17 protein-coding genes are annotated in these 23,141 nt (G+C 66.5%); 1 reads left to right on the plus strand and 16 read right to left on the minus strand.

The genetic code is table 11. The features are described 5' to 3' along the window. Positions 1-14 precede the first annotated feature (14 nt). Positions 15-2,606 carry a bifunctional aconitate hydratase 2/2-methylisocitrate dehydratase gene (gene acnB, locus AC5P8U_RS07840; RefSeq protein WP_495214040.1) on the plus strand — a complete coding sequence of 864 codons (2,592 nt, stop codon included), beginning with the start codon at positions 15-17 and terminating at the stop codon, positions 2,604-2,606. A gap of 144 nt (positions 2,607-2,750) precedes the next feature. On the opposite strand, the gene AC5P8U_RS07845 is transcribed toward acnB, so the two are convergent. The 16 genes from AC5P8U_RS07845 to AC5P8U_RS07920 all read right to left on the minus strand — a co-directional run bounded on the left by AC5P8U_RS07845 (position 2,751) and on the right by AC5P8U_RS07920 (position 23,137). After that, complete coding sequence (locus tag AC5P8U_RS07845) at positions 2,751-4,232, minus strand: XVIPCD domain-containing protein (RefSeq protein WP_495214123.1); 1,482 nt, start codon at positions 4,230-4,232, stop codon at positions 2,751-2,753. After that, positions 4,223-4,861: a hypothetical protein gene (locus tag AC5P8U_RS07850; RefSeq protein WP_495214041.1), complete on the minus strand. Its 639-nt coding sequence runs from the start codon at positions 4,859-4,861 to the stop codon at positions 4,223-4,225. The genes AC5P8U_RS07845 and AC5P8U_RS07850 overlap by 10 nt, the downstream gene beginning before the upstream one ends. A 413-nt stretch (positions 4,862-5,274) precedes the next feature. Next, a complete protein-coding gene (locus AC5P8U_RS07855) occupies positions 5,275-6,348 on the minus strand; it encodes a protein-glutamate methylesterase/protein-glutamine glutaminase (RefSeq protein WP_188241355.1) in 1,074 nt (357 codons plus the stop codon). Then, positions 6,345-6,941: a chemoreceptor glutamine deamidase CheD gene (gene cheD, locus AC5P8U_RS07860; RefSeq protein ID WP_014037083.1), complete on the minus strand. Its 597-nt coding sequence runs from the start codon at positions 6,939-6,941 to the stop codon at positions 6,345-6,347. The genes AC5P8U_RS07855 and cheD overlap by 4 nt, the downstream gene beginning before the upstream one ends. After that, entirely contained in the window at positions 6,938-7,807 is an 870-nt protein-coding gene (locus AC5P8U_RS07865; RefSeq protein WP_049416359.1) for a CheR family methyltransferase, read from the minus strand. Before AC5P8U_RS07865 ends, cheD begins: the two co-directional genes overlap by 4 nt. A 37-nt stretch (positions 7,808-7,844) precedes the next feature. Next, positions 7,845-10,115: a methyl-accepting chemotaxis protein gene (locus AC5P8U_RS07870; protein ID WP_445391101.1), complete on the minus strand. Its 2,271-nt coding sequence runs from the start codon at positions 10,113-10,115 to the stop codon at positions 7,845-7,847. A 739-nt stretch (positions 10,116-10,854) separates the two neighbouring features. Further along, positions 10,855-13,233: a methyl-accepting chemotaxis protein gene (locus AC5P8U_RS07875; protein WP_065178536.1), complete on the minus strand. Its 2,379-nt coding sequence runs from the start codon at positions 13,231-13,233 to the stop codon at positions 10,855-10,857. 101 nt (positions 13,234-13,334) lie between these two features. Further along, positions 13,335-13,718, minus strand: coding sequence for a hypothetical protein (locus AC5P8U_RS07880; RefSeq protein WP_061480764.1), 384 nt, complete (start codon positions 13,716-13,718; stop codon positions 13,335-13,337). A 135-nt stretch (positions 13,719-13,853) separates the two neighbouring features. Continuing rightward, on the minus strand, positions 13,854-14,345 hold the full coding sequence (locus tag AC5P8U_RS07885; RefSeq protein ID WP_072166946.1) for a chemotaxis protein CheW: 492 nt from the start codon (positions 14,343-14,345) through the stop codon (positions 13,854-13,856). Between the two features lie 205 nt (positions 14,346-14,550). After that, positions 14,551-15,324 carry a flagellar brake protein gene (locus tag AC5P8U_RS07890; protein ID WP_005416413.1) on the minus strand — a complete coding sequence of 258 codons (774 nt, stop codon included), beginning with the start codon at positions 15,322-15,324 and terminating at the stop codon, positions 14,551-14,553. A 159-nt stretch (positions 15,325-15,483) separates the two neighbouring features. Next, the gene (locus AC5P8U_RS07895; protein WP_353761798.1) at positions 15,484-17,733 is read right to left on the minus strand and encodes a methyl-accepting chemotaxis protein; all 2,250 of its coding nucleotides are present in this window, start codon (positions 17,731-17,733) and stop codon (positions 15,484-15,486) included. Positions 17,734-18,105: 372 nt separating this feature from the next. After that, positions 18,106-20,094 carry a chemotaxis protein CheA gene (locus AC5P8U_RS07900; RefSeq protein ID WP_353761800.1) on the minus strand — a complete coding sequence of 663 codons (1,989 nt, stop codon included), beginning with the start codon at positions 20,092-20,094 and terminating at the stop codon, positions 18,106-18,108. Between the two features lie 45 nt (positions 20,095-20,139). Beyond that, positions 20,140-20,505: a response regulator gene (locus tag AC5P8U_RS07905; RefSeq protein WP_447897462.1), complete on the minus strand. Its 366-nt coding sequence runs from the start codon at positions 20,503-20,505 to the stop codon at positions 20,140-20,142. Further along, on the minus strand, positions 20,502-20,810 hold the full coding sequence (locus AC5P8U_RS07910) for an STAS domain-containing protein (RefSeq protein ID WP_061478730.1): 309 nt from the start codon (positions 20,808-20,810) through the stop codon (positions 20,502-20,504). Before AC5P8U_RS07910 ends, AC5P8U_RS07905 begins: the two co-directional genes overlap by 4 nt. A gap of 288 nt (positions 20,811-21,098) precedes the next feature. Continuing rightward, positions 21,099-22,358, minus strand: a complete 1,260-nt coding sequence (locus AC5P8U_RS07915; RefSeq protein ID WP_188241068.1) for a chemotaxis protein CheW — start codon at positions 22,356-22,358, stop codon at positions 21,099-21,101. After that, on the minus strand, positions 22,355-23,137 hold the full coding sequence (locus AC5P8U_RS07920) for a ParA family protein (protein WP_069138615.1): 783 nt from the start codon (positions 23,135-23,137) through the stop codon (positions 22,355-22,357). The genes AC5P8U_RS07915 and AC5P8U_RS07920 overlap by 4 nt, the downstream gene beginning before the upstream one ends. Positions 23,138-23,141: the final 4 nt, after the last annotated feature.

Raw genomic sequence — 23,141 nt, forward strand, 5'->3', positions numbered from 1 at the left:
ACCCGGGAGTTGTCATGTTGGAAGCCTACCGCCACCACGTCGCCGAGCGCGCTGCGCTTGGCATCCCGCCGCTGCCGCTGAGCGCGCAGCAGACGGCCGATGTCATCGAACTGCTGAAGAACCCGCCGCAGGGCGAGGCCGAGTTCCTGCTCGACCTGCTGACCCACCGCGTGCCGGCCGGCGTCGATGACGCAGCCAAGGTCAAGGCGTCGTACCTGGCGGCGATCGCCCTGGGCAGCGAGCAGAACCCGCTGATCAGCCGCGAGCGCGCCACCGAACTGCTGGGCACCATGCTTGGCGGCTACAACGTTGCACCGCTGGTGCAGCTGCTGGACGACGCCAGCGTCGGCACCATCGCTGCCAACGGCCTGAAGAAGACCCTGCTGGTGTTCGATGCGTTCCATGACGTGCAGGAGAAGGCGAAGGCCGGCAACGCCAACGCCCAGGCCGTGCTGCAGAGCTGGGCCGAGGCTGAGTGGTTCACCAGCAACCCGGAAGTGCCGCAGAGCCTGACCGTCACCGTGTTCAAGGTGCCGGGCGAAACCAACACCGATGACCTGTCGCCAGCACCGGACGCGACCACCCGCCCGGACATTCCGATGCACGCCCTGGCGATGCTGAAGAACAAGCGCGACGACGCGCCGTTCACCCCGGAAGAAGACGGCAAGCGCGGCCCGATCCAGCAGATCCTGTCGCTGAAGGACAAGGGCTACCTGGTCGCCTACGTCGGCGACGTGGTCGGCACCGGCTCCTCGCGCAAGTCGGCCACCAACAGCGTGCTGTGGTGGACCGGCGATGACATTCCGTACATCCCGAACAAGCGCGCCGGTGGCGTGTGCCTGGGCGGCAAGATCGCCCCGATCTTCTACAACACCATGGAAGATGCCGGTGCGCTGCCGATCGAGCTGGACGTGTCGAAGATGGAGCACGGCGATGTCATCGAGCTGCGTCCGTACGAAGGCAAGGCGCTGAAGAACGGCGAAGTGATCGCCGAGTTCCAGGTCAAGTCCGACGTGCTGTTCGACGAGGTGCGTGCCGGTGGCCGCATCCCGCTGATCATCGGTCGTGGCCTGACCGGCAAGGCGCGCGAAGCGCTGGGCCTGGCCCCGACCGACCTGTTCCGCCTGCCGGTGCAGCCGGCCGATACCGGCAAGGGCTTCTCGCTGGCGCAGAAGATGGTCGGCCGCGCCTGTGGCCTGCCGGAAGGCCAGGGCATGCGCCCGGGCACCTACTGCGAACCGAAGATGACCTCGGTCGGCTCGCAGGACACTACCGGCCCGATGACCCGTGACGAGCTGAAGGACCTGGCCTGCCTGGGCTTCTCGGCCGACCTGGTGATGCAGTCGTTCTGCCACACTGCCGCTTACCCGAAGCCGGTGGACGTCAAGACCCACCACACCCTGCCGGAGTTCATCTCCACCCGTGGCGGCGTTTCGCTGCGCCCGGGCGACGGCGTGATCCACAGCTGGCTCAACCGCATGCTGCTGCCGGACACCGTCGGTACCGGTGGTGATTCGCACACCCGTTTCCCGGTGGGTATTTCGTTCCCGGCCGGCTCGGGCCTGGTCGCCTTCGCTGCCGCCACCGGCGTGATGCCGCTGGACATGCCGGAGTCGGTGCTGGTGCGCTTCAAGGGCAAGATGCAGCCGGGCGTGACCCTGCGTGACCTGGTCAACGCGATCCCGCTGTACGCGATCAAGTCGGGCCTGCTGACCGTGGCCAAGGCGGGCAAGAAGAACATCTTCTCCGGCCGTATCCTGGAAATCGAAGGCCTGCCGGATCTGAAGGTCGAACAGGCGTTCGAACTGTCCGACGCCTCGGCCGAGCGTTCGGCGGCCGGTTGCTCGGTGCGCCTGAACAAGGAGCCGATCATCGAGTACCTGACCAGCAACATCACCCTGCTGAAGTGGATGATTGCCGAGGGTTACCAGGATCCGCGCTCGCTGCAGCGCCGTATCGAGAAGATGGAAGCGTGGCTGGCCAACCCGCAGCTGCTGGAGCCGGATGCGGACGCCGAGTACGCCGCCGTCATCGAGATCGACCTGGCCGACATCCACGAGCCGATCGTGGCCTGCCCGAACGACCCGGACGACGTGAAGACCCTGTCCGAAGTGGCCGGTGCCAAGATCGACGAGGTGTTCATCGGTTCGTGCATGACCAACATCGGCCACTTCCGCGCCGCTGCCAAGCTGCTGGAAGGCAAGCGTGACCTGCCGACCCGCCTGTGGGTGGCCCCGCCGACCAAGATGGACGCCTCGGAACTGACCAAGGAAGGCGTGTACGGCACCTTCGGTGCTACCGGCGCTCGTATGGAAATGCCGGGCTGCTCGCTGTGCATGGGCAACCAGGCGCAGATCCGCGAAGGTTCCACCGCGATGTCGACCTCGACCCGCAACTTCCCGAACCGTCTGGGCCGCAACACCAACGTGTACCTGGGTTCGGCGGAACTGGCGGCGATCTGCTCGCGTCTGGGCCGCATCCCGACCAAGGAGGAGTACATGGCGGACATCGGCGTGATCAACGCCAATGGTGCGGAGATCTACCGCTACATGAACTTCGACCAGATCGAGGAATACCAGGACGTGGCCAGCACGGTCGCTGCCTGATGCGGTAACGGAAAACCCCCGGCTCGCGCCGGGGGTTTTTTGTGAGCGGACGACGCATGGTAGTGCCGGCCGCTGGCCGGCATCCCGTTGAAATGAAAAATCCCCGGTGAGAGCCGGGTTTTTCATTGTGCCCGGCCAGGTGGCCTAGCCCATCCGCCTCGCGGTGAGGACCTGCTCGTGGGCGAGGTCCTGCTGGGCGACCTGCTGTGCCTGCGAAATCTGCTCGGCCTTGGCGAGCGACTGTTCTACGGGCGTATTGACGGCCTCACTGATTGGAACCGACGCCCGCAGGTGTGCTGGATTGTCGAGCGCTCCCTGCACAACGAACATGCGAGAGACTGAGCCATCGCTGGGTGAATTGCCCAGTACAACATGATCGACGTGTTCCAGGCCGCTGCCCTTGGCCGCCGCAAGCAGGCCGGCCGTCACGCGCTCACTGGTTTCATCGAAGCTGCGCCCGTGCCTGGCATCCACGGTGGATACACCCTCGCGAATCTGCCGGTAGAGCGCATGGTCTGGATGGCCTTCCTTCCTGGGATCCAGGCCTGCCTTGTCCAAGGTTGATTCAATGCTCTCCTGTAAAGGGTTCTTGGGAGAGAAAGCGGGATTGCTGAGAGAGGGCGAGCCCTTGCCGGTTGCATCCGGGATCAGTTGCTCCCCCGGCTTGAGCGCATTCTGGGCCCGCTGCTCCGCTTCAGCCTCGCGGCGGGCGTATGCACCGGCTTCCTCGACACCGCGCAGGAAATTGATACCGTCGCGCAGCAGACCGGGCCCGCCGCCGACAAGCACGGTCGCACCCGCACGCAGTTGATGAACATCACTGCGGTAGTCGGCAATCCGGCGCAGGTCCTCAGGATCCCTGACCCGCGCCTGTGGGTTGTCCAGTACAGATTGCACCGGACCCTTGTCGGTCATGCGATCAAGGAAATGAACCAATCGATGGGAATCGCCCAACTGGACCGCCACCGCGGCGGACATGACATGGCCGCTCTTCATCCCGGGTGTTCCGATCGAGGCGATGCGCTGGCCGTGCTCGGCGTTGCGCAGGATCTCCAGTTCCCTGGGCAGCGCATACATCTCGACCTTGCCGTAATGGGGACCGCCGGCACTGACCAGGTCGCCTGCCATCACATGGTTGGTGAAGGGGGCCGCGTTGGCTGGCTGGCCTTCAGGAAGGCGATATGCCAGCCCGGCGGCACCGTAGGGATTGAACGCGTCGCCGGGGAGGTTGTAGTGGTGTGCAGTGATCTGCGCGAGCGCGCCGCCCAAGGAGTGGCCGGTGACGTGTACTGGCCCGGCTCCCCTTTCTTCGGCCAGCCTGAGGGCTTGCTTTGTCAGCGCCAGCGCGTCAGTCAGTTGCGCGTTGAATCTGGCGGTGACCATCGCGGCGTCGATGCCGCCATCAAGCATGGGCTGACGATCAAACTCGGTACCGCGATGGGCGACGATGACTTCCTTTGTATTGATGTTGAGGTAGACAATACCCTGATATCCGCTCCCAGAGTCACGACAAGCGAGGACCTCATACTTTGTTCCGCCGACGGTGATGTCGGAACTGACGGGCGGAAGCGGGTCCTTATAGACATCGTCCGAAAGCGCCGCGCTTTCTTTAGGATTTATTGCGATGCTCCTTCAATCCGTGTGGAGACTTCGATTGGAAAGTATTCCTCGCGCTTCTCTGGGGGCATCTTTTCGTACCAACTTGAAGGCTCGGTTGGCGTCCGCTCTGTCGACTGTCCTGTGGTCAAGGGCGGCAATGCGCGCTTTACGTAAGCAGTGAAGGTTCTCCCGCCCTCAATTTCCGTGAATAGTGCTGCGACGGACGCTCGGATTGGGCGATCATCGATGATGAAGGGGAATGAAGCTTCCACAAGCACGGGTGTCCAAGTGCACGGGCCACGACCGTAATAGTCGGCAACTTCCATACCGTCGTTGAAAACAGCACTGCTGAATTCAGTTGCACTGAGGCGCTGTGCCTGAACCTCAACCTTGTGCTGGTTCGGCTCGTACTGCACCCCCTCCCAATTGTTGACCGGAGGCAGACAGAGTGGGTCTATCTCATACGTGACGAAGACCGAAGGAACGGGGACATCCACGGGTGCATCGTGGACCCGAATCACAATCGGCAGCGCATCCCTGGGCGCAGGATTCTCGCGATAGACCGGGAACGAGCGTTCCTTGTTGCAGCCTGCAACAACCAGTATGATCAAGGCGATCAACGCAACATGAGCAAGGCTGGGGACGGATTTCAGCATGAGCGGTCCACGTCGCTGCAGGATTGTCCTTGATCCTTGGAACATGCGGTCTCATCACGAACGACGGCGCCACATCCGGGCAAATGCGACAGGTTGCGCAGTGGGTATTGTCCGTTACCCGGACTTCCCACCCTGTGTACCCGAGCAGCGCGGCCTTGCGGGGTAACGTTCATCGGCGTTCCATTGCTGTGCGATACCTGACTATACGACCCGCTCCAGCCGCGCTCCAGTCGGTGTCCTGCGGGCCTCCCGTTTGCCGCGCATGGCTTGCGGCAGGATCAGATCTCGATCAGCGCCGTTGAAACATCAATGGTCGAAAGTGCTGGCGGCGGATCGGCAATTGAGCCTGACGTCTCTTGGAGGTGTCCAGCAGGGAGCGGAGCCGAGCGTGGGCTCGGCTCTACAGGGGCCTGTCAGCCGCGGGCGAGGGCGAGCAACCGCTCGGCGACCCGCTCCAGCGGCACCTGTTCCTCGGCAGCGCCCAGCTTGAACGCGGCGCCGGGCATGCCCCAGACCACGCTGGTGGCCTCGTCCTGCACCAGTGTGGGCGCGCCGGCCTGGCGCATCTCCAGCAGGCCGCGCGCGCCGTCGTCACCCATGCCGGTGAGGATGGCACCGATGGCATTGCCACCGGCGCTCTGCGCGACCGAGCGGAACAGCACGTCCACCGCGGGCTTGTGCCGGTTCACCGCCGGGCCGTCGTCGATGCGGCAGCGCCAGCGCGCACCGTCGCGGATGATGCGCAGGTGCTTGCCGCCGGGCGGCAGGTAGGCGTGGCCGGGCAGTACTGCTTCGCCGTCGCTGGCCTCGCGCACGGCCATCGCCGAATGGCGGTCCAGTCGCTCGGCGAAGGCGCTGCTGAAGCTGGCCGGCAGGTGTTGGGTCATCACCACGGCGGGTGCATCGGCAGGCATGCCTTCCAGCACCACGCGCAGCGCTTCGGTGCCACCGGCCGACGAGCCGATCGCGATCAGGCGGTCGGTGGTGCGGAACTGCGGCGAGGCAGCACGCATCGCCGGCGTTGCGTCCAGCGTGAGCTTGGGGGCGCTGGCACGCACCAGCGGGCGCACGCGCGAGCGCGCCGCCATCTTGACCTTGGCGATGATCTCCTCGGCATAGCCCTGCAGGCCACGGGCCACGTCCAGCTTGGGCTTGGAGACGAAATCCACGGCGCCCAGCGCCAGTGCCTGCAGGGTGGTGTCGGCGCCTCGCTCGGTCAGCGAGGAAATCATCACCACCGGCAGCGGATGCAGGCGCATCAGGTTTTCCAGGAACGCCAGCCCGTCCATGCGCGGCATTTCCACGTCCAGGGTGATCACGTCCGGAAGCAGGCGCTTGATCTTCTCGCGCGCCAGCAGCGGGTCAGCCGCGGTGCCGACCACGTCGATGGCCGGGTCGCTGGACAGGATTTCCGTGAGCATCTGCCGCACGACGGCGGAGTCGTCGACGATCAGGACCCGGGAGGGGGCGTTGCCGGTGAAGGTCATTCGAACAGCTCCACGCCACCGGTGACCGGCGCCTTGGACAGGCGCGCACGCACCGCCGATTCGGTGGCGGCCACCTCGGCCTCATGCGCATGCGGCAGGCGCTGCACCACCACGCGGCCGGTATCGGCGAAGAACCAGATCTTGCGCGGATGGATGCCGCACAGGTCCTCGGCAATGATCGGAATGTGCTCGGCCTGAAGGTACTGGCGGACGAACTCGGCGTTGCGGGTGCCAACCGGGTTGCTGGTGAAGCCCTTCAGCACGTTGGCGCCACCGAACACCTTGGCCTCGATGCGCTTGCGGTGGGCACCACGCTTGAGCATGTCGTTGATCAGCAGTTCCATCGCGTAGCTGCCGTAGCGCGCGGGCGCGCCGTCACCGGCGTTGCCCTCGGGCAGCAGGAAGTGGTTCATGCCGCCGATCTTCAGCACCGGGTCGCGCAGGCAGGCGGCTACGCACGAGCCCAGCGTGGTGGTCAGCGCGGTGGTGTCATCGACCACCAGGTACTGGGTGGGCAGCAGCTTGGCGGCGATGGTCTGGAAGCGCGCATCCTGGTAGCGCATCACATCGTCGGTACGCAGCGAAGCATTCATGCGCCGGCCTTCGCCGCACGGCGGTACAGGGTGCGGCCGCAGGGCTGGATCAGGTCGGCGGCGTGCAGATAGTTCTCCGAATGGCCGGTGTAGAGCAGGCCGTCATCGGCCAGGTGCTGCACCAGACGGCCGAGGATCGCGCGCTGGGTCGGCTTGTCGAAGTAGATCATCACGTTGCGGCAGAACAGTGCGTCGAACGGGCCACCGACGTCGTAGCGCGGGGCGAGCAGGTTCAACGGGCGGAATTCGATCAGCTCGCGCAGCGCAGGCAGTACGCGGCACTGGCCCTCGTTGGGGCCGCTGCCACGCTGGAAGTAGCGGCGGCGCAGGTCCGGATCGAGGCTGGCGACGCGATCGATGTTGTAGACGCCGCGGCCGGCGGTGGCCAGCACCTGGGTGTCGACGTCGGTGGCGATGATGCGCACCGGCGGCTTCAGGGTGCCAAAGGCCTCGCACGCGGTGATCGCCATCGAGTAGGGCTCTTCGCCGGTGGACGCTGCGCACGACCACAGCAGCAACGGCGTGCGGCTGGAGCGCTGCTGCAGTTCTTCGCGCAGCTTGTCGAAGTGGTGCGGTTCGCGGAAGAACGAGGTCAGATTGGTGGTCAAGGCGTTGGTGAACGCCTGCCACTCGTCACCATCTTCCTGTTCCAGATGGTCCAGGTACTGCTGGAAGCTGCGCATGCCCAGCGTGCGCAGGCGGCGCGACAGGCGGCCGTAGACCATGTCGCGCTTTGCCGGCGCAAGCGCAATGCCCACGCGCTGGTAGATCAGGTCGCAGACGCGGCGGAAATCACGGTCGGCGAACTCGAATTCGCGTGGGCCGGTAACGATGGGAGTAGGACTTTGCACGGGGGACGTGTCCATCGGCGGGGGCGGCGGCCGAAGCCGCCACGGGTGGGTCTCAGAATTCCTGCCAGTCGCTGTCGCTGGCGGCGAAGGTGCTGGCGTTGCTGCTGCGACGTACCGGCGCGGGGGTGCTGGTCGGCTGCGGACGTGCCACGGTGGTGATGCGCGCCGGTTCCACGCGCTCGGCGACAGCCTTCACTGCGGCCGAGACCTGGTTGTCGAGCCGGAAGATCGCCACGGCATCTGCAAGCTGTGCGGCCTGGTCTTCCATCGCACGTGCGGCAGCGGTGGCTTCCTCCACCAGTGCGGCGTTCTGCTGGGTGGTTTCGTCCATCTGCACCACGGTCTGGTTGACCTGCTCGATGCCCGCGCTCTGTTCCTGCGAGGCCGCGGAGATTTCGGCCATGATGTCGGTCACGCGCTGCACCGAGGCGACGATCTCGCCCATGGTGGCGCCGGCCTTGTGCACCAGCGCCGAGCCATCGTTGACCTTGCCGACCGAGTCGTCGATCAGGCCCTTGATCTCCTTGGCGGCAGCGGCTGAGCGCTGGGCGAGGGTGCGCACTTCGCTGGCGACCACGGCGAAGCCGCGGCCCTGTTCACCGGCACGCGCGGCTTCCACGGCGGCATTCAGCGCCAGGATGTTGGTCTGGAACGCAATGCCGTCGATGACGCTGATGATCTCGGCGATCTTCTTCGACGAGGCTTCGATGGCGGACATGGTGGTGACCACCTGGCCGACGACCTCGCCACCCTGCGAGGCGACGCCATGGGCGCCGATGGCGAGCTGGTTGGCCTGGCGGGCGTGCTCGGCGTTCTGGCGCACGGTGGAGGTCAGTTCCTCCATCGAGGCGGCGGTTTCCTCCAGGTTGGCGGCCTGCTGCTCGGTACGGCGCGACAGGTCGCTGTTGCCCGAGGCGATCTCGCCGGCGGCCAGGGTGATGCTGGAGGCGCTGGCCTGGATCTGGCCGACGATCTGGGTCAGCTGCGCGACCGTGGCGTTGGCATCGTCACGCATGCGGGCGAACACGCCCTGGTAGTCGCCGTGCATGCGCGCGGTCAGGTCGCCCTCGGCGATGGCCGACAGCAGCTGCGACAGCTTGCCGAGGTTGTCATCGCTGACCGCCATCATCGCGTTGAGGTTTTCCAGCATCAGGCGGAAATCGTGGTCGAAGCGCTGCGCATCGCCACGGCGGCTGAAGTCGCCGGCAGCGGCGGCGCTGGCCAACTGCTTGATCTCGGCGTTGATGCGGCCGAGGTTGGCCTTGACGGTGTCGACGGTGGTGGTCATCGCCGCCTTCTCGCCCGGGTAGCGGGCGATGTCGCGGCTCAGGTCACCGACCGCGTACTGCTGCACCACGTCCAGCACATCGTGCAGGGTCTGCACGTGGCTACCCACCAGGGCGTTGGTTTCCTGCACCATCAGCCCGTATTCGCCGGGGAAGGCGCTGGCGTCGATGCGGTAGCTGAGTTCGCCACCGTCGTGGCGGCGGGCCATTTCGCGCTGGCCGGTGATGACCGCATGCAACTGCTGCTGCATGCCGGCCATGGCGTCCAGCAGGCGACCGGTTTCATCGTGCGGCTGCGGTCCGATGTGGCTGTCGAGCTTGCCGGCGGCGATGCCTTCGGCGACGGCTGTGGCCTGCTTCAGCGGTACCGCGATGCGGTTGCCGATGACCCAGCTCAGGGCCAGTACGATCAGCACCAGGACGCCGCCGGAGACTGCCATGATGGCGGTGAACACCAGCGCCTGCTTCTGCACGTCGTCCATGTAGACGCCACTGCTGACCACCCAGTTCCACGGCGCGAACAGTCCGGCGTACGCGACCTTCTCCACGTCGCCCTTGCTGCCCGGCTTGGCCCAGCGGTAGTTGACGAAGCCGCCACCGGCCTTGGCCGCTTCGACCTGGTCGTAGTAGATGCGCACACCATCGTCGGTGCGGAAGTCCTTCATGTCTTTGCCGACCAGGTCCTTGCGGAACGGGTGCATCAGCAGCCGGTAGCCGGTGTCGTAGACGTTGAAATAGTAGGTATCGTTCTCTGCACGCATCACTTCCAGTGCCTGCAGCGCGGCGCGCTTGGCAGCCTCTTCGCTGAGTTCGCCGGTACTGGCCAGACGGTGGTAGTGCTGGAGGATGCCGTAGCTCAGTTCGACCTGGGTCTTCAGTGCGGCCTTGCGGGTCTCGGTGAGATCCAGGTACTGCATGCGGGCGGCGATCACCGAGAGCGCGATCACGCCGAGCGCGATGAGCAGCGTCAGCAGGTTGAGCTTGCGCCGGACGGAAAGATTGCTGAAGTAGTGTTGCCAGCGATGCAGGAGATTCATCGAGCAGGACCAGGTCGAAGCGGGCGGGCGGCGCCGTGCCGGTCACGGCGGGACAAGCGGTGACAACCCCGTTATCGGCCGTCAGGGCGGGGGATTGAGGTGCGGTGTCCGAACGTATTCAGGTTTCCGTGCAGCGGCGGCTGCGGCGCTGCCTGCGGCAGGCTGGTTTTGAAGCAACAGCAACAGCAACAGCAACAGCAGTTGGTCGGCGCTGGATTGTCAGTAGGTGGCTGGGCCGGGGTGGGCAGCCAGGACACGCCGTAAACCCGTCCATGGGGGCTCGATGGCGCCATCCATGGCGCCAACGGTCCTGCCTACCCACCCCGGCCCAGCCCTCTCGGCATTTCGGTGTCGGACGGAAAGAGCGTTGGGGTTCCAGGTGGAAAGAGGGGTCAGATCCGTTTTCCTGCGGAAAACGGATCTGACCCCGGAAGTGACCTGGCTTTTGTTTTTTGCTCTTCTTTCTTCAATCCGGGGTGGACGCGCACGGAAACTGTCCGTGGCCGGGAGGGTGGGTTGCGCAGGGGTGTCCGCGGCATGGATGCCGCGGCCAAGCCCCCATGGACGGGTTCACGGCGTCCCCTGCGCGACCCACCCTCCCGGCCCGAGCGAAGGAAATCCGCAGCTTTCCGTGACCACCCCGAGGGGCTTCGCCGTTGGCTGGATATCCAGATACCCCGTAAACAAAAACGCCCCAGCACGGGGCCAGGGCGTGTTCGTGGATCAGGTCAGGCCGGCATCAGAATTCCTGCCAGTCTCCGTCGGCCAGTTCGGTGGCCATCGGGCGACCGCCAGCGGTGCGGCGGGCCGGCGGTGCGACCGGTGCCGGGGCGGCCGGCGCGGTGGCTCGCGGGGCCGGGGCTGCGGCGACGCGCGGGGCGGCGACGACCTCGGCCTCGTCGACCACGAAGATCGACACCGCTTCGCTGAGATGGCCGGCCTGTTCTTCCATCGCACGTGCGGCAGCGGTGGCTTCCTCCACCAGCGCGGCATTCTGCTGGGTGGTTTCGTCCATCTGCACCACGGTCTGGTTGACCTGCTCGATGCCGGCGGACTGTTCCTGCGAGGCCGCGGAGATTTCGGCCATGATGTCGGTCACGCGCTGCACCGAGGCGACAATCTCGCCCATGGTGGCGCCGGCCTTGTGCACCAGCGCCGAGCCATCGTTGACCTTGCCGACCGAGTCGTCGATCAGGCCCTTGATCTCCTTGGCGGCAGCCGCCGAGCGCTGGGCGAGGGTGCGCACTTCGCTGGCAACCACGGCGAAGCCGCGGCCCTGTTCACCGGCACGCGCGGCTTCCACGGCGGCGTTCAGTGCCAGGATGTTGGTCTGGAACGCGATGCCGTCGATGACGCTGATGATTTCGGCGATCTTCTTCGACGAGGCTTCGATGGCGGACATGGTGGTGACCACCTGGCCGACGACCTCGCCACCCTGCGAGGCGACACCGTGCGCGCCGATGGCGAGCTGGTTGGCCTGGCGGGCGTGTTCGGCGTTCTGGCGCACGGTGGAGGTCAGTTCCTCCATCGAGGCCGCGGTTTCTTCCAGGTTTGCGGCCTGCTGCTCGGTCCGGCGCGACAGGTCGCTGTTGCCGGAGGCGATCTCGCCGGCGGCCGAACTGATCGCGCGGCTGGATTGCTTGATGCGGGTGACGATCTCGCTCAGCTGCGCGGCGGTGGCGTTGGCATCGTCACGCATGCGGGCGAACACGCCCTGGTAGTCGCCGTGCATGCGCACGGTCAGGTCGCCCTGCGACAGTGCCGCAAGCAGGCCGGAGATCTGCTCGATGCTGCCGGCGTTGGCGTCCAGCAGGCCGTTGATCTGCTGCGCCAGCTGCAGGAAGAAGCCTTCCTTGTCGGTGGCGTCAATGCGACCGGACAGGTCGCCGGCGGCGGCCTGGGCGATCACGCGGGCCACTTCCGCTTCAACCTGCGCTTCCTGGGTACGGTCGCGCCATTCCACCACGTAGCCGACGGTGTCGCCGCCTTCATTGCGGATGGTCGACACCACCTGGGCGAACTGGGCATCGCCGTACTGCATCGGGCGACGCGCGACACCGTGCGCCTTCAGGTTGCCCAGCAGGGTCTGGTCCATCTCGCCACGGTGCTCGAGCACGGTGACCGGCTTGCCGATCAGCGAGGCCTGGGCGTCGAAGTCCGGCAGGTCGCGGCGCACTTCGTCCTGGTACTGGCTCAGGGTCTGCTGCAGGGCGCGGTTGCTGTAAACGATGGTGTTGCTGGTGTCGGTCAGGTACACGCCGGTCGAGCTGTAGTCCAGCGCGGTGCGGATGCGCAGGTTCTCGCGGGCGACGGCCTGGTCGGTTTCGATGCGCTCGCGCAGGTCGCGCTGCATGCGCTGCATGGCCTGCATCAGTTCGCCCACTTCGTCCTGGCGGCTGACGTCGATATGGCCATCGAGCTTGCCACCGGCGACGTCGTTGGCGACCGAGACGGCGCCACGCACGCTGCCGACCAGTGCGCGTGCGAACAGCCACACCAGCACCAGGCCGAGCGCGGCGCCGCCCAGCAGGGCGATCACGGTCAGCACGGCCGAGGCGGAATAGGTGGAAGCGGCCTCTTCGCGCGAGGCGCGGGCGAGGCGGTTGTCTTCGGCGATCAGCGCTTCCAGCGCCGATGCAGCCTTGCGGTGCTTGGTACGGGTTTCGCCGACGAAGGTATCGATGGCGTCGTCCGGCAGGTCCAGTTCCAGCATCTCGGTGACGCTGTCATAGGACGCCAGGGCATCCTTCCATTCCTTGGCGAAGGTGTCGAACAACTTCTTCTGTTGTGCGTTATCGACCAGCTTCGGATAGTCCTTGATCGACTTGTCCATGCTGGTGCGCAGGTCGACGGCCTGCTTGCGCGCATCGGCCTTGACGTCGTCGCTGGCGCGGATCAACTGCTGGTAGGCGGCATTGCGGTACTCGCCCAGCATGCCGCGCATCTCGCCGGCGAGGCGGATGCTTTCCATGCGTGAACCGGCCAGCTCGGTGGTGACGTTGTTCAGCGAATGCAGGCCGCGATAGGCGACGATGCCCTGCAGCAGCATCACCAGCAGGAGGACGCCGAAGGTCAGCAGCAGCTTCGGCATCAGTTTCAGGTTGTTGATCCACGGCATTGGCGTTGCGAGCTCCTAAGGCAGACGCGCCCGGGCATCGGGCCCGGTTGCAGCAGAAACCACGCCGGCACCAGGTCCGGCGTAGTTCGACGGACAGCGGATTACTTGATGTTGGCCAGCTTCAGCCCAGCCGGCGAGCTGACTTCGATTTCCGCGCGCGAGGCGTCGCGCTGGATCTTGCCGATCACGCAGACGGTCTTGCCTTCCAGGGTTTCCAGCGGGAAGGAGAACTTGCCACGGTTCTCGCCGGCGATGCGGGCCGAGAAGGTGTGGCGCGGGAAGGCACCGCCCATGTACAGGAAGGTCGGCTGGCCTTCGGAACCTTCTGCGTAGCGGGCCTTTTCAACCTTGCCACAGACCATGCCGTCCTTGCCGACCGAACGCGGCGCCATTTCCGGCGGGATCATGTCGGCCGACTGGGCGAAAGCGGAGGTGGCGGTGGTGGCCAGGACAGCAGCCGAGACGAACGCAAACAGGGACTTCATCGAGGGTATCTCCGGGGATGGTAACGATCGGGCCGGTCCTGCGCGCTCCTGCGCGACCGGCTTCTGTCCCCCTATCGGCACCGCCGAAGGGAACTGAAGGGTTTTGTGACTGGAACGTGAAGCAGTTCCGGTTGCTCAGGCGGCGACGTCTTCGGCGGGGCTGGCCTGGCCCATGTCGGCGCTGTCGAGCAGGGTCTCGATGTCCAGCAGGATCAGCATGCGATCGTCATGGGTACCGATGCCGGAGATGAAGCGGGTATCGACGGCGGCACCGAATTCCGGGGTCGGTCGGATCTGCTCGGCCGACAGCGGGATCACGTCGGAGACGCTGTCGACGACGATGCCGACCACGCGGTCGTCGACGTTCAGCACGATCATCACGGTGAAGGCGTCGTAGCGGGCGTTGTCCAGGCGCAGCTTCAGGCGCAGGTCGATCACCGGGACGATGGTGCCGCGCAGGTTGATCACGCCCTTGATGTAGTCCGGGGCATCCGGCACGCGGGTAACCGCATCATAGCCACGGATTTCCTGCACCTTGAGGATGTCCACGCCGTAGTGCTCGTCACCAAGCGTGAAGCTGAGGAATTCGCCACCGGTGCTGGCGGCGGAGCTGGTCTTGTCGTTCATCGAGGGGTCCTGGTTCTGCCGGAAGTCCCGGTGTCAGGCTCGATATCGGCCCCGCTGGGGGGGACTTTAGGTGCCCGGGGAAAGGCATCCACGCATGGCGTGGATCCACCGGAGATCGGTAGTGCCTGCCGCTGGCCGGCAATGGCCGTACCCGCATTGTCGCGACGTTGCCGGCCAGCGGCCGGCACTACCTGTTGGCCGGGCCTTAGAGCTCGCCGTTGCGGCGTGCCTTGCGTTGGCGGTCGATGCGGAAGATGTAGCGCTGGATGGCGCTGTCGGCGCCGCGCGGCAGGCTGTCGAAGCGCATGCCCACGCGCTTGACCTCGATGCCGTTGGGCTGGCGCTGGGGCAACAGGTTGCAGACCACCAGCGCGATGTCCAGGTCGGGGCCGTCCGGCAGCGACAGCTGCGCCGGATAGCGCTTCTGCAGACCAAATACCGCGCAGTCATTGGGCACCACCACGGCCAGACCGCCACCGCTGATGTCCACCACCCGCATCGACAGCGCTTCGGCCCGCGCTTCGCCGGGTGGCAGCAGCAGCTGCGGTGAATCAGTGACTGGCGTCTCCAGCCGATACAGCTCGCGGCGCTGCAGGTGCACCAGTTCTTCCGGAAGCGGGGCGCGGAAGGCCACGTGGCCGTCGTTGTCCACGCGCTGCAGTTCGTGCAGGCGGAAGCGCACCAGCACCCGTTCGAGCTGGGCGAAGCACAGCAGGTGATCGGCCTGCTCGGCGGCGCGGTTGGAAGCTTCCTGCGGGCTGCCATCGAGCAGCAGGTAGTCCTCGTCTTCGTCGAGGTCGAGCAGCGCAGTGGGGAACGAACGGTCGCGGCCGTCGATGTGCGCGTTGATCAATGATCGCTGGTCGATCAGCGAGCGCAGCAGCTGGCGCAGCTGACGCGGATTGCGGACCAGGAAGCGCTCGTCAGCGGCGTCGGCCGCGTGGACATCATGCACTGCAGTGTCGTTGCCGTCGGACATGGAATCTACGGTCAGGGGCGGGCGCCAGCACGCATTGGCGCGAGGCTCGATGGGGATATCGGCCTCTGCACCGGATTATGAAGTGGGATTTGCATCACTTTCCACGCGTAAGGGGTCAGATGCCTTTCTGCGGGAAAGGGATCTGACCCCGTGGTTCTGTCAGAACTCCTGCCAGTCGCCGTCGGCGGCCAGTACCGGCTGCGCCGTCGAGCTGCGCAGGGGGCGCGCGGAAGCCGGCTTTGCCGAAGGCGCGGCGGCTGCGACCTGGCGCGGTACCGGTGCCGCCAGCGGGCGTGCCGGAATGGCCGTCGTGCCGTGCGATGCCAGCCGGAAGCGGGCCACGGCTTCACCCAGCTGCACGGCCTGATCCTCCATCGCACGTGCGGCGGCGGTGGCTTCCTCCACCAGTGCGGCGTTCTGCTGGGTGGTCTCGTCCATCTGCACCACGGTCTGGTTGACCTGCTCGATGCCCGCGCTCTGTTCCTGCGAGGCCGCAGATATCTCTGCCATGATGTCGGTCACACGCTGCACCGAGGCGACGATCTCGCCCATGGTGCTGCCGGCCTGGTGCACCAGGCTGGAGCCCTCGGCGACCTTGCCGACCGAGTCGTCGATCAGGCCCTTGATTTCCTTGGCGGCAGCGGCCGAGCGCTGGGCGAGGGTGCGCACTTCGCTGGCGACCACGGCGAAGCCACGACCCTGTTCACCGGCACGCGCGGCTTCCACGGCGGCATTCAGTGCCAGGATGTTGGTCTGGAACGCGATGCCGTCGATGACGCTGATGATCTCGGCGATCTTCTTCGACGAGGCTTCGATGGCCGACATGGTGGTGACCACCTGGCCGACCACTTCGCCACCTTGCGAGGCGACGCCATGCGCGCCGATGGCGAGCTGGTTGGCCTGGCGGGCGTGTTCGGCGTTCTGGCGCACGGTGGAGGTCAGTTCCTCCATCGAGGCTGCGGTTTCTTCCAGGTTGGCGGCCTGCTGCTCGGTCCGGCGCGACAGGTCGCTGTTGCCGGAGGCGATCTCGCCGGCGGCCAGGGTGATGCTGGAAGCGCTGGCCTGGATCTGGCCGACGATCTGGGTCAGCTGCGCGACCGTGGTGTTGGCATCATCACGCATGCGGGCGAACACGCCATTGAACTGGCCTTCCATGCGCGCGGTCAGGTCGCCGGTGGCGATCGACTGCAGCAGCTGCGAGAGCTGGCCGAGGTTGCCGTCAGCCACCTGCATCATGGTGTTGAGGTGCTCGATCATCAGCTTGAAGTCGTGCTGGAACCGCTGTGCGTCGCCGCGCTGGCTGAAGTCACCGGCGGCGGCCGCCGCAGCCAGGTGCTGGATCTGCGAATTGATGGTCAGCAGGCTGGCCTTGGCTGCGTCCATGGATTCGTGCAGGATCGCGCGGCTGCCGGGCAGGCGGCGTGCATCCGGGCTCAGATTGCCGATGGCGTACTGGTTGAGTACTTCAATGGCATCGACGATCGCATCGAGGTGCTCGAAGATCACCGTGTTGATGCCGTTGGCCAGCTGGCCGTAGACACCCGGGAAATCTTCCGGGATGCGATGGCTGATGTCCGGGCCAGCGTGCATCTGTGCCATCAGCTGTGTCTGCTCGCTGAAGCGTCGCAGCATCGCCGTCATCTCGGCGGTGGCAGCGAGCATCCTGCCGGCTTCATCGTTGCTGGTGGCCTGGGTGCTGACGCTGAGATCACCGCGGGCAACGGCCTGGATGGCATGCACGGCCTTGCCGAGTGGGCCGGTCACTGCACGCGAGATGACGATGGCCAGCGCGGCAGCGACCAGCGACAGCAGCACGATGCAGCCGATGATGGCAATCATGCTGGTGCGGTGGGTGGCGTTGGCGTCGGCGATCTTGCGGTCCATCTGGCCGGCGATGTGGGTGCCCAGTGCCTTCATCGCAGCGAACAGGTCGCGACGCGCCGGGCGTGACTGTTCGTCGGAGATCTGCCGCGCCAGGACGCCGTCACCGGCGGTCACGGCGTCGCGCATCGCCTTGTTGGCGGCGAAGTAGCGGTCGAGCTGTGCGCTGGCTGCGCGATACAGTTCACGCTCCTTGTCCAGCGCCGGCAGCGCCGCGTACGCCGCCAGTTCGTCATGCACGGCCTTGGCGGTGTCGTTCATGCGCTTGTTGTAGTCGGCCACCTTTTCCGGCTGGTCGAGCATGCTCAGCTGGGCCAGTTCGTAGGTGCGGAACTCGCCGAGCTGCGAGCGGGCCTCGCCCAGGTGCTGGACCGAGGGGATATCGTTGCCAGCCATGTCGCGCAACTGCGCGTTGGCCTCGCTCAGGCGCACCAGTGCGAAGGCGCCGAGGATCAGGGTCATCAAGGTGGTGAGGGTGAACCCCACGGCCAGCTTGCGGGCGATGGGCAGATCTTGGAACCACTTCATGCAGGGTGCTCCAGGTGGGCAGAGTGCCGGCGTCTGTGCGCCGGTTTGGGGGTGGTCGCAGAGCGAACGGGGGTGCCCGGTGGGGTTCGGTGACGACCGTCAAAGCGAAATAACGGCGCCGTCCGCGCGGACTTTATGGACGCAGATCACATTCGGTTGCGTAGGGATGACGGCACGAAAGTGCTGGTCTGGCGGGGCTTGCGCTCGGATGACGTGGTTGCGCGCGAAACCATCGCCTCGACGGAGTTCACAGAAGGGATGGGGTCAGATCCCTTTTCCCTGAAAAGGGATCTGACCCCGGCTGGAATGGAGCACACAAACAAAAACCGCCGTCCCGAAGGGCGGCGGTCCATGACCCGCATGCGGCGTGGATCAGGCGGCCTGCGGCATCCGCAGTGAGCGCACCAGTCCGCCGATGTCAACGATCAACGCGACGCGGCCGTCGCCAAGGATGGTGGCACCGGACACCCCGCCGATACGGCGGTAGTTGTTCTCGATGTTCTTCACCACCACCTGCTGCTGGCCGACCAGTTCGTCCACTTCCAGCGCGATTTTCTGGCCATCGCCTTCCACCACCACCACCAGCGATTCGCTGCCCGGTGCGCGGTTGCCGTAGCCGTAGTACTCGCTCAACGACAGGATCGGCAGGTACTCGCCTCGCACGCGCAGCACGCGGCCTTCGCCGGCCATGCTGCGGATATCGTCGGGCTGCGGCTGCAATGCCTCAAGCACGTAGGCAAGCGGCAGGATCAGGGTTTCGCCGGCCACGGCCACCGTCATGCCATCGAGGATGGCCAGGGTCAGCGGCAGGCGGATCAGCGTGCGGGTGCCGGTACCGAGGCTGCTTTCGATCTGCACCTCGCCGCCTAGTGCCTGGATGTTGCGGCGGACCACGTCCATGCCGACGCCGCGCCCGGACAGGTCGGTGACCGCATCGGCGGTGGAGAAGCCAGGCTGGAAGATCAGGTCCCAGACCTGCGAATCGGTCGGGTTGTCCGGCACGGCCAGGCCGCGTTCGTGGGCCTTGGCGAGGATCTTGGCGCGGTCCAGGCCACGGCCATCGTCGCTGACTTCGATGACGATATGGCCGCCTTGATGCGAGGCCGCCAGCGTGATCGTGCCGGTCTCATCCTTGCCTGCACCGCGACGTACGTCGGGCATTTCCAGGCCGTGGTCGATCGAGTTGCGCACCAGGTGCACCAGCGGATCGGCGATCTTTTCGATCAGGCCCTTGTCCAGTTCGGTGCCTTCGCCGACGGTGCGCAGGCGCACCTGCTTGCCGAGGCGGCTGGACAGGTCGCGGACCAGGCGCGGGAAGCGGCGGAACACCGCATCAACCGGCAGCATGCGCACGCCGATCACCGCTTCCTGCAGGTCGCGGGTGTTGCGTTCAAGCTGGTCCAGCCCGGCGAACAGGCTCTCGGCGTGGACCGGGTCCAGCGCATGCGAGACCTGCTTGAGCATGGCCTGGGTGATGACCAGCTCGCCGACCAGGTTGATCAGCGCATCGACCTTGTCGACGCTGACGCGGATCGAGGTTTCCGCTTCCTGGCTGGCACCACCGCTGGCGGCAGGCGCGGCAGGTGCAGACGGTGCCGCTGCGACCGGAGCGGGAGCCGCAGCGGCCGGCGCCTGCGTGGCCAGGCTCGGCGGCGCGGCGGGACGGATGTCCAGCTCGCAATCGTCCAGCACCCAGGCGAAGGTGTCTTCGATCTTGCTGCGCGGCACTTTGCCGACCAGGCCCAGATCCCAAGCAAGATGGGCTTCGAGCGGATCAAGCTGGGCGAAGCCCGGCAGGCGTTCCATGCGCGCAGCGACCTGCAGCGAACCGAGGTGTTCCAGTTCGCGGATGATGCGCAATGGATCGTTGCCGCTCATGAACAGCGACGGCGCCGGGGTGAAGCCGATCTGCCAGGCTTCCGGCGTATCGTCCACCTTGGCTGCCGCGGCCGCCGGGGCGCTCGCTGCGGCCTGGCCGGAAAGAACCGCTTCCAGGCGCGCTTTCACCGCAGCGACTGCGGCGGGATCTGCGGCTTGGCCGTGTTCGGCTTCGCGCAGCAGGGCGCGCAGCACGTCCACCGAGGACAGCATGGCGTCGACGGCGTGGCCTTCCAGGACCCGCTTGCCGGCGCGCAGCTCATCGAGCAGCGTTTCCAGCACGTGGGTCAGGCCGGCGATCGCGTCGAAGCCGAAGGTGCCGGCGCCGCCCTTGATCGAGTGGGCGGCGCGGAACACCGAATTGATGATCTCCGCGTCCTGCTGCCCCGATTCCAGGGCCAGCAGGCCAGCCTCCATCGCATCGAGGCCTTCGCGGCTCTCCTCGAAGAAGGTGGCGTGGAAGCGTTGCAGGTCCATGCTCATGGCAGTGGTGATCCGGAAGCGAGGAGGGGGAGCGGCGCCGGGCGATCAGCCCAGCACTTTCTGCACGGTGGCGACCAGCTGTTCGGGATTGAACGGCTTGACCAGCCAGCCGGTGGCACCGGCGGCCTTGCCTTCGGACTTCTTGTCGGCGGCCGATTCGGTGGTCAGCATCAGCAGCGGGATGAACTTGTAGTCCGGCAGCTGGCGCAGTTCGCGGATCAGCGCGATGCCGTCCATGTTCGGCATGTTGACGTCGGTCACCACCGCATTGAAGCGCTGGCCCTTGGCGCGACCGAGCGCGACCGCGCCGTCTTCAGCTTCTTCGACGGCAAAACCGGCCGAGGTGAGGGCGAAGGACACCATCTGGCGCATCGACGCCGAATCGTCCACCACCAAGATACGTGCGCTCATGCAGCGTTCTCCACAGATTTCAGGTTGTCATGGGTTACGTCCAGGCCCAAGGCCTGGGTGACGCCCAGCAGGCGCGCGGCGTCACTGAAGGTTGCAGTGCAACCGTGGAAGCCGGTGCCCAGGCCTGCCTCGCGGCGGGCCTGCACGAACGCACACAGCACCTGCACGGCGGCCGTGTGGATGCGGGCGACCTGGCTGGCATCCAGGGTCAGCTCGCCAGCCTGCTCCACGAGTGGGGCGAGGCGGTTCTTGAGCTCGGTAGTGCTCTCGATGCCGAGATCCCCACCCAGTTCGACAGTGCTCATCGTTGCTCCGGACAAACGGTTCCGTGATCCATAACGGCACCCCGGTGGGGTTCTTTAGAAGAATCGACGCGATGCGTCGATGCGGTCGCTGCTTAAAAGGGGACGGAGGGGATCAAGTCGCAATCGACCTGGCTCTACTGCAGTCCCCTCGGCAACGGCGACCGCGCAGTGGGGACGTAAGGTGTTGATCCAACGGATCAACTCCTTGCGTCCCCGACAGGGACCGCTTCGGCGCAAAGCTCCGAGCCACTTGCGACTTAATCCCCTCCGTCCCCTTTTCTTGGCGGCTCAGCTCAACAGCCGGGTGGCGTCGAGCAGGATCATCGGCCGCTGGCTGACCCGGGCCACGCCGCGGAACAGGTCGTTTGAGATCTGGCAGATGCGCGCGGTATCGGGCGGTTCGATCTGCGAATCGGTGAGGTTGGCGACATCTTCGACCGCTGACACGCGCAGGCCGATGGTCTCGCCGTCCTCCTCCAGGACCACGATGCGGGTCTGCGCGTCGTCCTCGGCGGCGGCCGCGCCCAAGTGCAGGCCCAGGTCCATCACCGGGACCACCTGGCCGCGCAGGTTCATGATGCCGAGCATGGCCGCTGCAGTGCCACGCAGCGGCAGCAGGGGCACCGGCAGCACCACTTCCTGCACCTTCAGCAGTTCCAGCGCATAGGCCTGGGTGCCGCAGCGAAGGCGCAGCCAGCGCGAAGTGCGTTCGCCGGCGCGTCGGTTCTGCGGGTGCGGGCTGCGAGCCGGTTGGTGGGCCTGCGCCTGCAGCTCCTGCCAGGTGCCGGGACGGTTGCCTGCCGGGGCATCGACGGCGACGCGCGGCGGCGGAGTGGCGGTGCGCGCCGCCGGGGCCGGAGCTGCAGGTGCAACCGTGGGGGCGACCGGTGCTGCGACCACGGCGGGCGGTGGCGTGGCTACGTCTTCGCCACCCGCGGCCGCCTCGAACGCGGCCTGCAGGCCGGGGCTGTCGGTGTGGGCGAGGCGATGGCTGTCCGCCGGATCGGTTTCGTAGATCACCTCGTCCGGCAGGTCGTCCCAGGTAGGTTCCGGACCGGCGTTTGCAACGACGGCGGGTGCCGGCGCGGTTTCGTGGATGACCTCCTCAGGCAGGTCATCCCAGGTCGGCTCGCGTCCGGAAACCGCTTCTCCCGCCGGACCCGGCCCAGCGCTAGCGGAGGCGGCAGCGCTCTCGAAGGCCGCTTCCAGCACCGCGTCGTCCGGGCTTGGTGCGGCGGCGACGGATTCTGTTTCGTAGATCACCTCGGCGGGCAGGTCATCCCAGGTGGGTTCGCGCGTGGGTGGTGCGGCGCTCTCGAAGGCGGCTTCCAGCGCAGCGCTGTCCCCGCTGGCCGTGGCGGCGATGGTTTCGGTTTCGTAGATCACGTCGGCCGGCAGGTCGTCCCAGGTCGGTTCGCGTTCGGCGACTGCTTCGATCGCCGGGCCTGGCCCGGCGCCTGCGGGCGGCAGAACGGCAGGCGGCGGCGCGACCATCGCCTCCCCCAGCAGTTCGTCCAGGTAGTCGTCGAGGATGCCGGTACTGTTCATGCGGCCTGCTCCAGGGCGCGGGCATCCTCGCCGAGGATCCAGTTCAAGGCGCGCCGGTAGGCGGCCAGGCCACGGCCCGGGTAGTCCTCGCCAGCGCTCGGCAGGGTCAGCCCGGCGGCGTTGCTGATGCGGGTATCGATCGGAATGGCGTCTTCCCACACGCGGTTGCCGTGGCGATCCTGCATGGTGCGCAGCGATTCGTTGCCGGCGCGGGTGCGGCGGTCGAACAGGGTCGGCAGGATCGAGATCGGCAGCGGGCGGCGGCGCGAACGCTCGACCATCTCGCCGGTGCGGACCATGCCATCCAGGCCGTGCAGTGCCAGGGGCTCGGCCTGGGTCGGGATGATCAGGCGATCGGCGGCAGCCAGTGCGTTGATCATCAGCAGGCCGAGGGTGGGTGCGCAGTCCAGCAGGATGTAGTCGTGCTGGCCCTGGTGGCGCGCCAGCGCGTTCTGCAGGGCCAGGCCGAGGCCGGGCTGGTTGGCGCTGCGGCGTTCCAGCGTGGCCAGCGCCGACTGTGCGCAGACGTAGTCCAGGCCATGGATGTTGCTGGCATGGCAGAGGCCGGACAGGTCCGCTGGCGGTGTGCCGAACAGCTCCAGCACGCCGGCCGGCGGCGGGTCCACCGGCACGCCGAAGGCGCGGCTGAGCGAGGCATGCGGATCGAGGTCGATCAGCAGCACGCGATGGCCGAGTGCGGCCAGGCCGCGGCCGAGGGCGAGGGTGGTGGTGGTCTTGCCGACTCCGCCCTTCTGGTTGGCGACTGCCCAGATGCGCATCGGA

The organism is Stenotrophomonas sp. YJH_SMC_81, assembly GCF_059370875.1.

What these genes read in the sequence shown, in the direction of transcription:
- cheD (WP_014037083.1), bottom strand. Translation starts at nt 6,941, where the DNA reads ATGAATGCTTCGCTGCGTACCGACGATGTGATGCGCTACCAGGATGCG.
- AC5P8U_RS07880 (WP_061480764.1), bottom strand. Translation starts at nt 13,718, where the DNA reads ATGAAGTCCCTGTTTGCGTTCGTCTCGGCTGCTGTCCTGGCCACCACC.
- AC5P8U_RS07895 (WP_353761798.1), bottom strand. Translation starts at nt 17,733, where the DNA reads ATGAAGTGGTTCCAAGATCTGCCCATCGCCCGCAAGCTGGCCGTGGGG.
- AC5P8U_RS07875 (WP_065178536.1), bottom strand. Translation starts at nt 13,233, where the DNA reads ATGCCGTGGATCAACAACCTGAAACTGATGCCGAAGCTGCTGCTGACC.
- AC5P8U_RS07900 (WP_353761800.1), bottom strand. Translation starts at nt 20,094, where the DNA reads ATGAGCATGGACCTGCAACGCTTCCACGCCACCTTCTTCGAGGAGAGC.
- AC5P8U_RS07865 (WP_049416359.1), bottom strand. Translation starts at nt 7,807, where the DNA reads ATGGACACGTCCCCCGTGCAAAGTCCTACTCCCATCGTTACCGGCCCA.
- AC5P8U_RS07890 (WP_005416413.1), bottom strand. Translation starts at nt 15,324, where the DNA reads ATGTCCGACGGCAACGACACTGCAGTGCATGATGTCCACGCGGCCGAC.
- AC5P8U_RS07910 (WP_061478730.1), bottom strand. Translation starts at nt 20,810, where the DNA reads ATGAGCACTGTCGAACTGGGTGGGGATCTCGGCATCGAGAGCACTACC.
- AC5P8U_RS07855 (WP_188241355.1), bottom strand. Translation starts at nt 6,348, where the DNA reads ATGACCTTCACCGGCAACGCCCCCTCCCGGGTCCTGATCGTCGACGAC.
- AC5P8U_RS07885 (WP_072166946.1), bottom strand. Translation starts at nt 14,345, where the DNA reads ATGAACGACAAGACCAGCTCCGCCGCCAGCACCGGTGGCGAATTCCTC.
- AC5P8U_RS07905 (WP_447897462.1), bottom strand. Translation starts at nt 20,505, where the DNA reads ATGAGCGCACGTATCTTGGTGGTGGACGATTCGGCGTCGATGCGCCAG.
- acnB (WP_495214040.1), top strand. Translation starts at nt 15, where the DNA reads ATGTTGGAAGCCTACCGCCACCACGTCGCCGAGCGCGCTGCGCTTGGC.
- AC5P8U_RS07920 (WP_069138615.1), bottom strand. Translation starts at nt 23,137, where the DNA reads ATGCGCATCTGGGCAGTCGCCAACCAGAAGGGCGGAGTCGGCAAGACC.
- AC5P8U_RS07850 (WP_495214041.1), bottom strand. Translation starts at nt 4,861, where the DNA reads ATGCTGAAATCCGTCCCCAGCCTTGCTCATGTTGCGTTGATCGCCTTG.
- AC5P8U_RS07870 (WP_445391101.1), bottom strand. Translation starts at nt 10,115, where the DNA reads ATGAATCTCCTGCATCGCTGGCAACACTACTTCAGCAATCTTTCCGTC.
- AC5P8U_RS07915 (WP_188241068.1), bottom strand. Translation starts at nt 22,358, where the DNA reads ATGAACAGTACCGGCATCCTCGACGACTACCTGGACGAACTGCTGGGG.